Source organism: Reyranella humidisoli, assembly GCF_019039055.1.
In the GTDB taxonomy this organism is placed as follows: domain Bacteria; phylum Pseudomonadota; class Alphaproteobacteria; order Reyranellales; family Reyranellaceae; genus Reyranella; species Reyranella humidisoli.
In genome coordinates, this window is record NZ_JAHOPB010000002.1 from 417,721 (window position 1) to 432,033 (window position 14,313).

Below are 14,313 nucleotides of genomic sequence, written 5' to 3' on the forward strand. Positions count from 1 at the left end.
GGCATGATGAGCAAAAGCCCGCGACGATACAATTTCAGAGGGACGGAAGGCCGCGACAGGTCCGGGTTCGGTGGCTAAATTGCAGTCTGTGCGAAATCAATGAAACAGAGGCGGTAAATGGCAAAGCGAGAGTTCTCCCATCCCAGCGAGATGCAGAAGCACGTGGGAGAGGAAATCGGTGTCAGCGACTGGGTCGAGATCACCCAGGAACGAATCAACCTCTTTGCCGATGCGACCGGCGACCATCAGTGGATCCACGTCGACGTCGAGCGCGCCAAGAAGGACATGCCGGGCGGCAAGACGATCGCCCACGGCTTCCTGACGCTCTCGCTGATCCCGATGCTCAATAGCCAGATCTCGCACATCAACAACGTGCGCAACGGCATCAACTACGGCTGCAACAAGGTTCGTTTCACCAGCCCGGTCCCCGCCGGCTCGAGGGTCCGCGCCCGCGCCAAGCTGATCGCCGCCGATCCGATGGACAAGGGCGGCGTGCGGCTGACCAACCAGGTCACGATCGAAATCGAAGGGCAGGATCGCCCGGCCTGCGTCGCCGAGACCATGGCCATCGTCTACGGCACCTGAGGGCCCACGCTTGCTGACGCGCGAGGACCTGACGTCGGAGCGTATCGACCAGATCGTGGCCGATGCGCGTGCCGCGGGGTACCACTTCTTCCTGTCATCGGCCGAGCGCGAAGCCAGCCTGCGGGAGACGATGGCCGACCACCCGCCGGGTGCCGATGTCTGGGTCTTCGCCTACGGCTCGCTGATGTGGAACCCGGCTCTCGAATATGCCGAGGTCCAATCGTGCAAGGTCGACGGCTGGCGGCGTTCCTTCTGCTTCTGGACGCCGATGGGGCGCGGGACGCCGGAACTGCCGGGCCTGATGCTGGCCCTGGAGGAGGGCGGGGGATGCGAAGGCATCGCCTATCGCCTCTCCGCCGAGCATGTACAGACCGAGCTCGGCCTGCTGTGGAATCGCGAGATGCTGGCGGGTCTCTACAAGGCGCTCTGGATACCGGCCCGGTTGAAGGACGGCCGGACGGTCTCGGCCATCTCCTTCGTCGTCGATCCGGCGCATTGCCAGTACTGCGGCGATCTGCCGATCGAACGCGCCGCCCATCACATCGCATTCGCCGAAGGGCGGCGCGGCGCGTGCCGGGACTATCTGACCAATACCGCCGATCATGCGCGCTCGCTCGGCATACACGATCCCTATATCGAGGACTTGGTCGCCCGCGTGGCGCGCCTTCGGGAGCAGCCGTCGACTGCCTGCGCGCCGGATAATCTGCCCTTGCACGCGCTGGCCAAGTAGAGCCACGACCCAAACGGATTCGCGTCCCGGAAGAGGCCCGTCATCGCAAGGTGCGGGCTTTCAGTGCCTGTGACATAGTCGCGACGTGTCCGCCCTCGTCGCCCGCTGGCTTGCCCTGCCGCCGAATTTTCGCGGCATCCTCTGGGTCGCTTTTTCGGGCGTTCTGTTCGCGTTGCTCAACGTCTTCACGCTGATCCCGGCGCAGCATCTCAATCCCTACGTGATGGCGTTCCTGCGCTATTTTTTCGGCGCCCTGTTCCTGGTGCCGATCGTGATGCGGCTCGGCCTCTACCGCTCGCTCCACACGAGGCGACTGCCGCTCCACATCTCGCGCGGGGCCATCCACACGGCCGGCATGATGCTGTGGTTCGTGGCCCTGCCATTGACCACCCTGGCGGAGATCACGGCCTTGGGCTTCACCGGCCCGATCTTCGTCACCATCGGCGCGGCATTGTTCCTGGCGGAAGACGTGCGCCTCCGGCGATGGATCGCCGTCATCGTGGGCTTCATCGGCGCCATGATCATCATCCGGCCAGGCTTCGGCGACATCCATCTCGGCGTGATCTGCATCCTGATCTCGACGCCGATCTTCTCGGCCTCGAACCTGATCTCCAAGGCGCTGGCCCGCACCGATTCCTCGACCACCATCGTGATCTGGCAGAACATCGTCATCGTGATCTGCGCGCTGCCCTTCGCGCTGTGGTTCTGGCAGACGCCCGCCTGGGGCGACGTCCTCTGGTTCCTGCTGGCGGGCGCGGCCGGGACGCTCGGCCATATCTGCCAGCAGCGCGGCTACCAGCTTGCCGACATCACGCTGCTGCAGCCGATCGGCTTCCTGTCGCTGATCTGGAACACGATGCTGGGCTACTTCCTGTTCTTCCAGAAGCCGGACATCTGGACCTTCGTCGGCGCGGCGGTGATCTTCGGCAGCGCGCTCTACATCTCCCACCGCGAGGCGGTGCGCCGAGCCCAGATCAAAACGGCGGGTACTCAGGCCAATCCGGAGGCTTGAGAGGCGTCGAGGGCCGACACGTGTCTGCTTCTTAACTCACGACCTCATCCTGAGGAGCGACCCGCAGGGTCGCGTCTCGAAGGATGGGAACCCGCACCTTGCCCGTTGCCCATCCTTCGAGACGGCGCTTCGCGCCTCCTCAGGATGAGGGCGGTTGTTGATCTTCTTGAGGAAGAAAAGCCCGAAGGCTCAGCCGCCGGTCACGCTCATGTGGCGTGGCACGGCCGGGCCGCTGTTGCGGCGATCGATGATGAAGTCGTGGCCCTTGGGCTTGCGGGCGATCGCCTCGGTGATGGCGCGGTCGAGCACGTCGTCGCTCTCCGATGCCCGCAGGGGCGCGCGCAGGTCGGCGGCATCCTCCTGGCCCAGGCACATGTAGAGTGTGCCGGTGCAGGTGAGGCGCACGCGATTGCAGCTTTCGCAGAAATTGTGGGTGAGCGGCGTGATGAAGCCCAGCCGTCCGCCGGTCTCCTCGACCTTGAAGTAGCGGGCGGGGCCGCCGGTCCTGTAGTCGGTCTCGGTCAGCGTGAAGTGGCGCGCGATCTCGCTGCGCGCCAGCGACAGCGGCAGGTACTGGTCGAGCCGCGCCGCGTCGCCGATCTCGCCCATGGGCATGACCTCGATCAGGACCATGTCCATGCCGCGGCCGTGGCTCCAGCGGATCATCTCGTCGAATTCGCCGTCGTTCACGCCGCGCAGCGCCACGGCGTTGATCTTGATCGCCAGGCCGGCGCGCTGGGCGGCATCGAGCCCGCGCATCACCTGGTCGAGATCGCCCCAGCGGGTGAGCTGGCGGAACTTGTCCGGATCGAGCGTGTCCATCGACACGTTCACGCGGCGCACGCCGATATCGGCCAGCTCCTGGGCGTACTTGGCGAGCTGGCTGCCGTTGGTCGTGAGGGTGAGTTCTTCCAGCGCGCCGCTGTCGAGGTGCCGGCCGAGCCCGCGGAACAGCGACATCACGTTCTTGCGCACCAGCGGCTCGCCGCCCGTCAGGCGCAGCTTCTTCACGCCCCGGCGCACGAAGGCGGTGCACAGCCGCTCCAGCTCCTCGAGCGACAGCACTTCCGCCTTGGGCAGGAAGGTCATGTCCTCGGCCATGCAGTAGACGCAGCGGAAATCGCAGCGGTCCGTCACGGAAACGCGCAGGTAGGAGATATGGCGGCCGAACGGGTCGATCATGGCTCTTCGGTTACAATGTCGCCCGGATAATGGGCATGCGGCACACCCGCTGCAAGGGGGCCTTTCCCGCCGGCGGGCTCAGCACAGGAGCCGCAGGAGATTGTCGACCGTATCGGCTTCGCCGGCCGGCTTGTCGGCCCGGATACGGCTTATGCGCGGGAAGCGCATGGCCACCCCCGATTTGTGTCGCGAGGAGCGGGCGATGCCGTCGAAGGCGATCTCCAGAACCAGCTTCTGCTCGACCTCCCGCACCGGGCCGTAGCGGTTGGTCGTATGGTCGCGAACCCATTTATCGAGCCAGCGCAGTTCCTCATCGGTGAAGCCGAAATAGGCCTTGCCGACCGGTGCCAGCTCGCGGCCTTCCGCACCGTCGCGCCAACAGCCGAAGGTGAAGTCCGAGTAGAACGAGCTGCGTTTGCCGTGCCCGCGCTGGGCATACATCATCACGCAGTCCGCCAGCATCGGGTCGCGCTTCCACTTGAACCACGGCCCCTTGGGACGGCCAGCGACATACGCGCTGTCGCCGCGCTTCAGCATCAACCCCTCGATGCCGTCGGCCCGCATCTCCTCGCGCTTGACGGCCAGCTCGGCCCAGTCGGCGAAGCTCACCAGCGGGGAGAGGTCGAACCGCGAGCGTTCCTTCCGGGCGATCCAGGCTTCGAGCCGCGCCCGGCGCTCGTCGAAGCCGAGGCCGCGCAAATCCTCGCCCTCCAGCCACAGCACGTCATAGAGCCGGACATGGGCGGGATGCTCCTTCAGCATCTTCGCCGTCACCGTCTTGCGGTTCAGCCGCTGCTGCAGGTCGTTGAAAGGGGCCACCGCGGACTCGCGCCGAACCAGAAGTTCGCCGTCGAACACGCCCTCGAAGTCGATCGCGTCGATGATGTCGGGAAAGGCGCCGGACACGTCCTCGCCGGCGCGGCTGTAGAGCCGCTTGAGACCGCCGGAAGCGGCGACCTGCACGCGGATGCCGTCCCATTTCCATTCGGCGCGGAAGTGCGCGGGATCGAGCGCGTCGAGTTCGGCCCGGTCGATGGGGTTGGCCAGCATGGCCGGCAGGAAGGCCGCACCGGCGTTGCTCTGTGGCCGCGGCGCGCCGTTCAGCAGCCAGTCGAACAGCGGCCGGTAGGGCGCGTCGAGCCCGTGCCAGACCTCTTCGACGGCATCGACGGGCTGGGTGCCGATGTTGGCGACCGCCTGCTTGGCCAGCCGCGCCGAGACGCCGACGCGCAGGGCGCCGGTCAGCAGTTTCAGCAGCGCCCAGCGGCCCGTCGAATCGAGCGCATCGAGCCAGCGCTTCAGGATCGCCGGCGTCTGCGTCCGCGTGGCGCGCTGCAGCGTTTCGACGACCTCGCCCAGTGTCGGCGGAGGCCCGGCGGCGGGATCGCTCTCCCAGATCAGCGCCAGCGTCTCGGCCAGGTCGCCGACATAGTCGTAGGAGAGGGCGAACAGCTCCTCGCCGATCTTCTCCTGGCCAAAACCCCGCAGCAGCGCGGGTTTCGCCGAGGCGAAGTCGAGCCCGCCGGTCAGGGCCGCCAGCGCCCACCCACGGTCGGGATCGGGCGTCTCGCGCAGATAGGTCTCGATCAGCCGCAGCTTGGCGTTGCGCGCGGGCTGGAAGGACAGGGAGTCGAGAAGGCGCGCGAAGGCCTGCACGGATCAGGAATCCTCTTCCTCGCGGCCGGCGAGGTGCAGGGCCTCGGCGTCGATGCCGATCCCGCGCGCATAGTGGACGAGTGCCTCCTCGCGGCCATGCGTCACCCAGACCTTGGGCGCGCCGACGTCCTTCAGGGTCTGCGTGAGTTCGGGCCAGTCGGCGTGGTCGGAGATCACCAGCGGAAGTTCGGCGCCACGTTGCCGGGCTCGCGCGCGCACGTTCATCCAGCCCGAGCATACGGCCGCAATGGGGTCGGCAAAGCGTCGTGACCAGCGGTCGGCGATGGCCGAGGGCGGGCAGAGCACGATGGCGCCCTTGAAGGTCTCGAGGATCGCCTCGGACACTGGCGCCACGTCGCCAAGATCGACGCCGTGTTCCTGGTAGAGCTTGCACAGGGACATGAGGCCACCATGCAGCCAGACGCGCTTGTCGTAGCCCGCCTCGCGCAAGAGCCGGATAACCCTCTGGCACTTGCCGAGCGCGTACACGCCCACCAGATGAGTGCGCTCGGGAAAGGTGTCGACGGAGCGCAGCAGCTTGCCGATCTCGCCGGCGTCGGAGGGGTGATGGAAGACCGGCAGCGCGAAGGTCGCCTCGGTGATGAACACGTCGCACGGTACGGGCTCGAACGGCGGGCAGGTCGGATCGGGCCGGCGCTTGTAGTCGCCGGACACGACGATGCGCTGGCCCCTGTATGCCAGCACTGCCTGCGCCGAGCCGAGAATGTGCCCGGCCGGCGCGAAGCCGACCTCGACGTCGCCAATGCGCACGCTCTCGCCGTACTTCAGCGCCTGCTGCTCGGTGTCGGGCATGTCCTGGAAGCGCGTGCGCATGATCGCCAGCGTTTCCGGCGTCGCCAGCGCCTTGCGGTGGCCGGGGCGCGCATGGTCGCCATGGCCGTGCGTGATCACAGCGCGCGGCACGGCGAAGGCCGGATCGATGTAGAAATCGCCCGGTTCGCAATAGAGGCCGCGCGGCGTCGGATAGAGCCACGTACGGGGATTCAGGGTCTCGGTTGCCGTATCGATTGCCATGGCTCCTGATGCATCCTACCCCATGGATATGGGGCTTCCCGACCTGTTTGCACGCTGGTTCGAGAGTCGCGGCTGGGCGCCTCGGCCGCATCAGCTCGCGCTGGTCGATCTCGCGCGGCGGGGCAAGAGCGCGCTGCTGATCGCGCCGACCGGCGGCGGCAAGACGCTGGCGGGATTTCTTCCGTCACTGATCGAACTCACGGAGCGGCGGCTGGCGGGCGAGGACCTCAGCCACAAGAAGGGGCAGGGGGAGCTGCACACGCTCTACATCTCGCCGCTGAAGGCGCTGGCGACCGACATCCGCCGCAACCTCGAACAGCCGATGGCGGAGATGCAGTTGCCGGTGCGCGCGGAGAGCCGGACCGGCGACACGCCGCAGAGCCGCCGGTTGCGCCAGCGCGAGCGGCCACCCGACCTGCTGATGACGACGCCGGAGTCGCTGGCGCTTCTGCTGTCCTATCTCGATGCGGCGAAGTTCTTCGCGAACCTGAAGTGCGTGATCATCGACGAGCTGCATGCCTTCGCCACCAGCAAGCGCGGGCACCATCTGGCGCTCTGCCTGTCGCGCCTGGCCACGCTCGCCCCGCAGGCACGATTCGTCGGGCTGTCGGCCACAGTCGCGGATCCGCCGGCGCTGGCCGAGTTCCTCAATCTCCGTGAAGAGCCGGTGGAGATCGTCGTAGGCGAGCCTGGCGCACCACCGATCGTGTCGATCATCGACGCGCAGGAGCGCATCCCGTGGGGCGGCCACATGGGTCGTCACGCGGTGCCGGAGATCTACAACATCATCCGTCAGCACCGGACGTCGATCATCTTCGTGAACACGCGCGCGCAGGCGGAACTGGCGTTCGATGCGCTGTGGCGGATCAACGACGAGAACCTGTCGATCGGCCTGCATCACGGATCGCTCGCGGTCGAGCAGCGGCGCAAGGTCGAGGCGGCGATGGCGGCCGGCAGGCTGCGCGCGGTGGTGGCGACCTCGTCGCTCGATCTCGGAATCGACTGGGGCGACGTCGACCTGGTGATCCAGATGGGCGCACCCAAGGGCGTCAGCCGCCTGATGCAGCGGATCGGCCGCGCCAACCACCGGCTCGACGAGCCCAGTCGCGCCATGATCGCACCGGCCAACCGGTTCGAGGTGCTGGAATCGCTGGCCGCGCTGGAGGCCGTCGAGGCGCGCGAACTCGACGGCGATCCGCCGCGGCCACCCTGTCTCGACGTGCTGGCGCAGCACATCGTCGGCACCGCCTGCGCCCAACCGATCGACCGCGAGGCCTTCTTCGCCGAAGTACGGCGCGCGCAGCCCTATCGCGACCTGCCGCGCCAGGATTTCGACGACACGTTCGACTTCGTGGCGACCGGCGGCTATGCGCTCGCGGCCTACGATCGCTGGCATCGCTTGAAGCAGCTTCCTGACGGGCGGTGGATGCTGGCCTCGCCGCTGGTGGCCAAGCAGTTCCGCATGAATGTCGGCACCATCGTCGAACTGCCCCTGATGAAGGTGCGGCTTCGTCGCGGGCCGGTGCTGGGGGAGGTCGAGGAGGGCTTCGTGCAGGGGTTGGTGCCGGGCGACACGTTCGTCTTTGCCGGCCGCCTGCTGCGCTTCGAAGGCGTCAAGGAGCTGGCGGCGATCTGTTCGCCGGCCACCGGCGGCGATCCGAAGGTGCCGGCCTATGGCGGCGGCCGGCTGCCGCTGTCGACCTTCCTGGCCGCGAGGGTGCGCGGAATCCTGCAGGATCCGTTGAAGCATCCGAAGTTGCCGGCCGAGGTGCAGGAGTGGCTGCGCATACAAGTCTTCCGCTCGATGCTGCCGCCGGCCGACAAGCTGCTGGTCGAGGGCTTCCCGCGTGGCGGCAAGCAGTTCCTGGTCGCCTATTGTTTCGAGGGCCGCAACGCGCACCAGACCTTGGGCATGCTGCTGACGCGGCGCATGGAACGGATGGGCCTGCGGCCACTGGGCTTCGTGGCCACCGACTATGTGCTGGGTCTCTGGGGTTTGCGGCCGGCGTCGCCGAAGCAGCTCGACGAGCTGTTCGACGAGGACATGCTGGGCGACGATCTCGAAGCGTGGATGGACGAATCCAGCATGCTGCGGCGCTCGTTCCGCAACGTCGCGGTGATCGCGGGCCTGATCGAAAGACGATTCCCGGGCGAGGAGAAGTCGCGCCGCCAGGTCACGTTCAGTTCGGACCTGATCTACGACACGCTGCGCCAGCACGAGCCCGGCCATATCCTGCTGCGCGCCACCCGTCAGGACGCCGCCTGGCAGCTCGCCGACCTCAAGCGCCTCGGCGACCTGCTGAAGCGTGCCAAGGGCCGGATCGTCTATCGCCGCCTCGATCGCATCTCGCCGCTTGCCGTGCCGGTGCTGCTGGAGATCGGCCGTGAAAGCGTGCTGGGCGGCACCGCCGAGGACGAACTTCTGGACCTCGCCGCCCAGGAACTGATCGACGAGGCGACACGGCTCTGAAGCCGTTCAGGGGGCGGCCAGTCGCCGATACTTCACTTCGAGACGCGTGAGGACGGCGAGGTTCCGCGTGGCCTCGGGGCCGGCCCAGCGGCGGTTGAGGGCGCTGGCCTCGCGCACCCGTTCGAGCGTCCGGCGATTGGTCTCCATCCAGGTCATGCTGTCGCCGGCCTGCACGCCTTCGCGCATGGCCTGGCTGAGCGTCGCGTCGATGTTGATCATGCGGCAGGTGTAGCCGTAGGCCGCAAGCTTCAGTTCCGAGGACGAAATCCAGGCTTCCAGCGTGCTCGGTGCGTAACGGCCGCAATCCTCCAGCGCCTGTGCCGTGGCCGGCGCCGTGAACACCAGGACCGTGAGGAACGCCGAAAGCGCGCCTGTGCAGCGGGGGCTCATCGGGGGCGCGGTCGCGCGCGCGCCGTGGGCTCGGCGATCAGCGGATCGTCCGGCCAGTAGTGCCGGGGGTACCGGCCCTTCAGTTCGGACTTCACCGCCTTGTAGCCATTCGTCCAAAAGCTCGCGAGATCGCGGGTCACCTGCACCGGTCGCCGGGCGGGCGAGAGAAGATGGATGGTGAGCGGGACCTTTCCGCCGGCGATGCGCGGCGTCTCGGTGAGGCCGAACATTTCCTGCAGGCGTACCGAGAGGGTTGGCTCGTCCGGATTGGTGTAGTCGATGGCGACCCTCGATCCGCTCGGCACCTCGACATGCGTCGGCACAAGGCGGTCGACCTCGCGCTGCTTCTCCCAGGGAACGCGAGCCTTCAGCGCGGCACCGAGGTCGATGCGTGACAGATGATCCTTCCGCGACACACCGTCGAGATGAAGGCCAAGCCACTCCGGGAGCGACGAGAGGAGGGCGGCATCGGACAGGTCCGGCCATTCCTCGCCGGCGTGGCGGCGGAGGAAGCCGATGCGTTCGCGCCAGCGCCTCAGGTCGTCGCTCCACGGCAAGGCGCCGAGCCCCAGCTGGCGCACGCCATCGAGCATCGCGGCCTGCATCTTGTCGGCATCCGGTCGGGCCAGCGGCTTGTCTTCCAGCGCCAGCGCACCCAGCCGACGGCGTCGCCGCGCCAGCACCGCGCCGTCGCGCGCGCTCCACTGCACCAGCTGCTCGTCGACGATGCGGTCGGCGTAGAGGTCCTCGATCTCCGCGGCCGTGATCGGCGCGGCGAGGAAGATGCGCGATTCCTGCGCCGAGCCGTCGAGATCGGCGACGACCAGGAACTCCTCGTTGGCCATCGGATCGCCCTCGGGCAGCGCGGCACCACGACCGCCCGACAGGAGATAGCGCCCGGCCGTGCCGGGCCGGCGGCGGCCGATGCGGTCGGGATAGGCCAGCGCCAGCAGCGGACCCGTCATGGCGATGTCGGCGCGTTCCTCGCCACCGCCGCGCGGCATCAGGCGTCGTGCCGCCTCCTGGATCAGCCGCAAGGTGCCGTCGCGTCGGCCGCTCAACGCGATATCGACCCGGTGCCGCAGATCGGCGTCGCGCTGGCCCGGCGGCAGACGCAGGAAATCCCGTTCGCCCAGGATGGCGGCCAGCAGGGCGGCAACCTTGCCTTGCCCCAACTCGCGGCCTTTCAGGACGAGATGGGCGATGCGCGGATGCTGGCCGAGGCGCGTCATGGCGCGGCCATGGGCCGTGATCGCGCCAGTGCCGTCGATCGCGCCGAGATCGGCCAGCAGCGCGCGCGCCGTGGCGAGCGAGGCGGCGGGCGGCGGCGTCAGCCACGGCAGGCCGGTGGCATCGCTGGTCCCCCAGGCGGCAAGCTCGAGGGCAAGCGGCGCCAGGTCGGCGTCGAGGATTTCGGGCGGCGTGAAGGGCAGGAGGCCGCGGTGCGATTCCTCCGTCCACAACCGGTAGCAGATGCCCGGCTCGAGGCGGCCGGCGCGGCCGCGCCGCTGGTCGGCCGAGGCCTGGCTCACCCGCACGGTTTCGAGGCGCGTCATGCCCGAGCGCGGCGAGAATTTCGGAACGCGCATCTGGCCGCTGTCGATGATGAGGCGCACGCCCTCGATGGTGAGGCTGGTTTCGGCGATCGACGTCGCCAGCACGACCTTTCGCCGGCCTGCGGGCGAGGGGGCGATGGCACGGTCCTGGTCGGTGGGGGAGAGGTCACCGTAGAGCGGCGCCACGTCGATATCGGCACCGATACCTTGCAGACGCTCCTCTACCCGGCGGATCTCGCCGACGCCGGGCAGGAAGACCAGCGCGCTGCCGGTCTCCTCGGCCAGCGCCCGGCGCACGGTGGCGGCCACGCCATCCTCGATACGACCGGCGGGCTCACGGTCGAGGTAGCGGGTGTCCACGGGGAACATGCGGCCTGCACTCTCGATCACTGCGGCGCCGCCTAGTCGCGCCGACACCGGACCGGGATCGAGCGTCGCCGACATTGCCACGACGCGCAGATCCTCGCGCAACGCGGTCTGTGCTTCGCACACGAGGGCGAAAGAGAGATCGGTCTCCAGTCCGCGCTCGTGCAATTCGTCGAAGATCACGCAGCCGACGGACTCGAGCGATGGGTCGTCCTGCAGCAGGCGCAGGAACAGGCCGTCCGTCACAACCTCGATGCGGGTGCGCGGTCCCACTTTGCTGTCGAAGCGCACGCGGTAGCCCACGGTCTCTCCGACAGCCTCGCCGAGCGACGCCGCCATGCGCCGGGCGGCGGCCCGGGCGGCCAGCCGGCGCGGCTCCTGCATCACGATCCTGCGTCCCGCGAGCCACGGCGCATCGAGCAGGGCCAGCGGCACGCGCGTCGTCTTGCCGGCGCCCGGCGGCGCCACCAGCACCGCGGCGTTGTTCGTCTCCAGCGCGGCGCGCAGCCGCGGCAACGCCTCGTCGACGGGAAGTTGCTCCATCGATCCCTGTTAGCGCGCAAGCGGATGGACGGGAAGGAGGGGCAGGTCCACTGTAACGAGCCTTAGGAGCGAGGGAGTGCAATGACTGTCGTCGTCGAGGCCCTGGATCATCTCGTCATGAACGTGCGCGATGTCGAAGTTGCCGCCGCCTGGTATGAGCGCGTGCTGGGCATGAAGCGCAAGATCACCGAGCCGGCGCCCGGCCGTCACGTCACGTCGATGCATTTCGGCCGCCAGAAGATCAACCTGCGGCCCGAAACCGCGACCCAGAAGCAGTGGTTCACGGGCAAGACGGTGGCGCCCGGCAGCGACGATCTCTGCTTTCTCACGTCGACCGGACCGCAAGCCGTGGCCGATCACTTCCGTGCCTGCGGCGTCGAGATCGAGCTCGGGCCCACCGAGAAGAGCGGGGCGATGGGCACGATCGTCTCGGTCTATTGCCGCGATCCCGACGGCAACCTGATCGAGGTCTCCTCCTACAAATAGGGACGGAGCGGCTAGGAGCTTTCCGAGCACTATAGAATCACCAACACCAACCTCATGCTGAGGAGCGCTCCGGAGGAGCGCGTCTCGAAGCATGGGCACGAGCACCGCGTCGTGACCCATCCTTCGAGACGGCCCTTCGGGCCTCCTCAGGATGAGGTGGTGTGTGTCACTCCAGACGGAAGAACTCTAGAGCAGGAAGGTGTGCGTCCGGTCGAGGAAGTCGTGCATGTGCACGATCATCTGGTCTTCCTCGAGCAGGCAGACGCCATAGGCCGGCGGTTCGTGGCTTCCGGGGATGCGGCCTTCGATGACGAAGTCGAGCGCCACCTGGTGGCTGGTGGCGCGCAGCGTCGAGAGCGGGATGCCGCGCCAGGCGCCGGCGATCGGCCGGTGGAGATGGCCGAAGAACAGATGGCGTATGTTCCGGCGGCCCTCGATCGCCTTGATGAAATGCTGCGGGTCGAGCAGCGAGATGTCGTCCATGCGCTTCAGCCGCACCTTGAAGGGCGGGTGGTGGATGAAGATCATCACCGGCCTGTCGCCCAGCCGGTCGAGCGTCGCTTTCAGCCAGGCGCCGCGCTTCTCGCAGAAGGTGCCCCACGGCTTGCCGGGCTCGTTGGTGTCGAGACAGATGCCCGTCACGCCCTCGCCCATGTCGATCGTGTATTGCACGAAGCCGTTCTCGTCGAACTTCGCCTGCGGGAAGGTCGTTCGGAAATTGTCGCGATCGTCGTGGTTCCCCACCAGCAGGTGATACGGGATCACCAGCTTGTCGAACTCGCGCTTCAGTGCGGCGTAGGCTTCCATCTCGCCCTTGTGGGCGAGGTCGCCGGTGACGATGGCGAAGGCCGCGTCCGGGTGGTTGCGGTTCACGTCGGCGACACACAGTGCCAGCCGGTCGATCGGGTTCAGGCCGTAGAGCAGGTTGCCCGGCGGCACGAAATGGGTGTCGGTGATGTGAATGAATTTTTGCACGTCGTTCCTCTGACATGACAGGCGGAGCAGGGGATCCCGCTCCGCCCGCACGCTTCGTCTGGCGTTATTTCGGCAGCAGCGCCTGCGTGTCCGAGGTCATCTTCTTCAGCGCGTCGGCGGGCTTGGCGCTGCCGTTCACGACCGTCTGCAGATGGTCCTTGATCACGTCGGTGATCTTGAGGCCGTTTTCACCCGGAAAGGCGTACCAGGCGGTCATGCTCGGGAGCTGGCCGATGGCGACGCGGTGGTTCGGGTTCTGGGCGTAGAAATCGCCCAGCATCTTCGGGTCCTTGGCCGGGATGGCATTTGCCGGGAAGTAGCCCGTGCCCTTGACCATGATCGTGGCGCCCACCGGGCCGGTGGCGAACTTGATGTATTCCCAGGCGGCCTTCTGCTTGGCCGGGTCCTTGGCCAGCATCATGGCGACGTTGCCGCCGGCGGGCAGGCGCGAGTCGGCGCCGGCGCCCAGCGGGAAAGTCGCGGTGCGCAGCGGGAACACGCCCTGCGCCTGCTTGGTGACGCCGCCGAGGCGCGAGGTCGAGTGCGCCCAGATGCCGAGGCGGCCCGCGACGAAGTCCTGCAGCGCCGTCGCCTGGCTCACGTCGCGCATCCCGCCGTCGGTGATCATGAGACGCAGCGTCTCGATCGCCTTCTGGCCGGGCGGCTGGTCGAAGGCCACCTTCTTCTCGTCGGCCGTCAGCATCGTGCCGCCGTTGGAGAAGACGAGGGCCTGCCACATCCAGTTGCCGGTGATGTCCCAGTCGAAGTGGAAGCCGGCGATCTTGTTAGCCGGATCGTTGATCTTCTTCGCCAGCGCGAAGATGCCTTCCCAGGTCTTAGGGAAGTTGTCGGGATCGCCGCCGGCCTTCTTAACGAGGTCGGCGTTGAAATAGATGATCGGCGTCGAGAGCGAGAAGCCCATGCCGTACTGCTTGCCCTTGACCTGACCCAGCGTCAGCAGCGCGCCGTCATAGCCGGCCTTGGCCCAGTCCTTCTCGGCGGCGATGAACGGGTCGAGCGGCTGGGCGATGCCGCGATCGGCCAGGATGCGCTGGCGGTTGAGGCCCTGGAAGGTCACGTCCGGCAACTGGCCGGTGACGGCATTGCGCAGCACCTGCTGCGTCGCGTCCTCGTACTCCTTGGTCGGCTGGGTGAACTTCACCTTGATGTTCGGGTTCGCCGCCATGAACTGCTTGGCGACCTCCTCCTGGACATCCTTGAAGATGTCGGGGATCGCGTACTGGACGGTGATTTCGGTCTGTGCCGTCGCGGGGCCCGCGACGAATGCGGCGGCAAGCGCCGCCAGCCCCAAGAGTTTGCGCATGAT

At 67.5% G+C, this 14,313-nt stretch carries 12 protein-coding genes; 5 read left to right on the forward strand and 7 right to left on the reverse strand.

The genetic code is table 11. The features are described 5' to 3' along the window. Positions 1 to 117: 117 nt before the first annotated feature. The 3 genes from KQ910_RS20410 (at position 118) to KQ910_RS20420 (ending at position 2,327) form a co-directional block, all read left to right on the forward strand. Complete coding sequence (locus KQ910_RS20410) at positions 118 to 585, forward strand: MaoC family dehydratase (protein WP_216964702.1); 468 nt, start codon at positions 118 to 120, stop codon at positions 583 to 585. Positions 586 to 595: 10 nt separating this feature from the next. Further along, complete coding sequence (locus KQ910_RS20415) at positions 596 to 1,315, forward strand: gamma-glutamylcyclotransferase (protein WP_216964704.1); 720 nt, start codon at positions 596 to 598, stop codon at positions 1,313 to 1,315. An 85-nt stretch (positions 1,316 to 1,400) separates the two neighbouring features. Next, complete coding sequence (locus KQ910_RS20420) at positions 1,401 to 2,327, forward strand: DMT family transporter (RefSeq protein WP_216964706.1); 927 nt, start codon at positions 1,401 to 1,403, stop codon at positions 2,325 to 2,327. Between the two features lie 189 nt (positions 2,328 to 2,516). On the opposite strand, the gene moaA is transcribed toward KQ910_RS20420, so the two are convergent. The 3 genes from moaA to KQ910_RS20435 form a co-directional block, all read right to left on the reverse strand. Continuing rightward, positions 2,517 to 3,509: a GTP 3',8-cyclase MoaA gene (gene moaA / locus KQ910_RS20425; protein ID WP_216964708.1), complete on the reverse strand. Its 993-nt coding sequence runs from the start codon at positions 3,507 to 3,509 to the stop codon at positions 2,517 to 2,519. A 78-nt stretch (positions 3,510 to 3,587) separates the two neighbouring features. Continuing rightward, a complete protein-coding gene (locus KQ910_RS20430; RefSeq protein WP_216964710.1) occupies positions 3,588 to 5,165 on the reverse strand; it encodes a cisplatin damage response ATP-dependent DNA ligase in 1,578 nt (525 codons plus the stop codon). 3 nt (positions 5,166 to 5,168) lie between these two features. Next, complete coding sequence (locus KQ910_RS20435) at positions 5,169 to 6,200, reverse strand: ligase-associated DNA damage response exonuclease (RefSeq protein WP_216964712.1); 1,032 nt, start codon at positions 6,198 to 6,200, stop codon at positions 5,169 to 5,171. 22 nt (positions 6,201 to 6,222) lie between these two features. Between KQ910_RS20435 and KQ910_RS20440 the strand changes: the two genes are divergently transcribed. After that, on the forward strand, positions 6,223 to 8,670 hold the full coding sequence (locus KQ910_RS20440; protein ID WP_369408402.1) for a ligase-associated DNA damage response DEXH box helicase: 2,448 nt from the start codon (positions 6,223 to 6,225) through the stop codon (positions 8,668 to 8,670). Positions 8,671 to 8,676: 6 nt separating this feature from the next. Here KQ910_RS20440 and KQ910_RS20445 read toward each other — a convergent pair whose 3' ends face one another. Both KQ910_RS20445 and hrpB read right to left on the reverse strand, forming a co-directional pair. After that, on the reverse strand, positions 8,677 to 9,060 hold the full coding sequence (locus KQ910_RS20445; protein ID WP_216964715.1) for a hypothetical protein: 384 nt from the start codon (positions 9,058 to 9,060) through the stop codon (positions 8,677 to 8,679). Further along, the gene (gene hrpB / locus KQ910_RS20450) at positions 9,057 to 11,525 is read right to left on the reverse strand and encodes an ATP-dependent helicase HrpB (protein ID WP_216964718.1); all 2,469 of its coding nucleotides are present in this window, start codon (positions 11,523 to 11,525) and stop codon (positions 9,057 to 9,059) included. Before hrpB ends, KQ910_RS20445 begins: the two co-directional genes overlap by 4 nt. A gap of 81 nt (positions 11,526 to 11,606) precedes the next feature. Here hrpB and KQ910_RS20455 point away from each other — a divergent pair, with 81 nt between their 5' ends. Continuing rightward, the gene (locus tag KQ910_RS20455; protein WP_216964720.1) at positions 11,607 to 12,011 is read left to right on the forward strand and encodes a VOC family protein; all 405 of its coding nucleotides are present in this window, start codon (positions 11,607 to 11,609) and stop codon (positions 12,009 to 12,011) included. A 186-nt stretch (positions 12,012 to 12,197) separates the two neighbouring features. Here the strand turns inward: KQ910_RS20455 and KQ910_RS20460 are convergent, their stop codons facing one another. Continuing rightward, positions 12,198 to 12,986 (reverse strand): phosphodiesterase, encoded by a 789-nt coding sequence (locus tag KQ910_RS20460; RefSeq protein ID WP_216964722.1) that lies wholly within the window; start codon positions 12,984 to 12,986, stop codon positions 12,198 to 12,200. Positions 12,987 to 13,050: 64 nt separating this feature from the next. Further along, positions 13,051 to 14,310, reverse strand: coding sequence for an ABC transporter substrate-binding protein (locus KQ910_RS20465; RefSeq protein WP_216964724.1), 1,260 nt, complete (start codon positions 14,308 to 14,310; stop codon positions 13,051 to 13,053). Between the last annotated feature and the right edge of the window lie 3 nt (positions 14,311 to 14,313).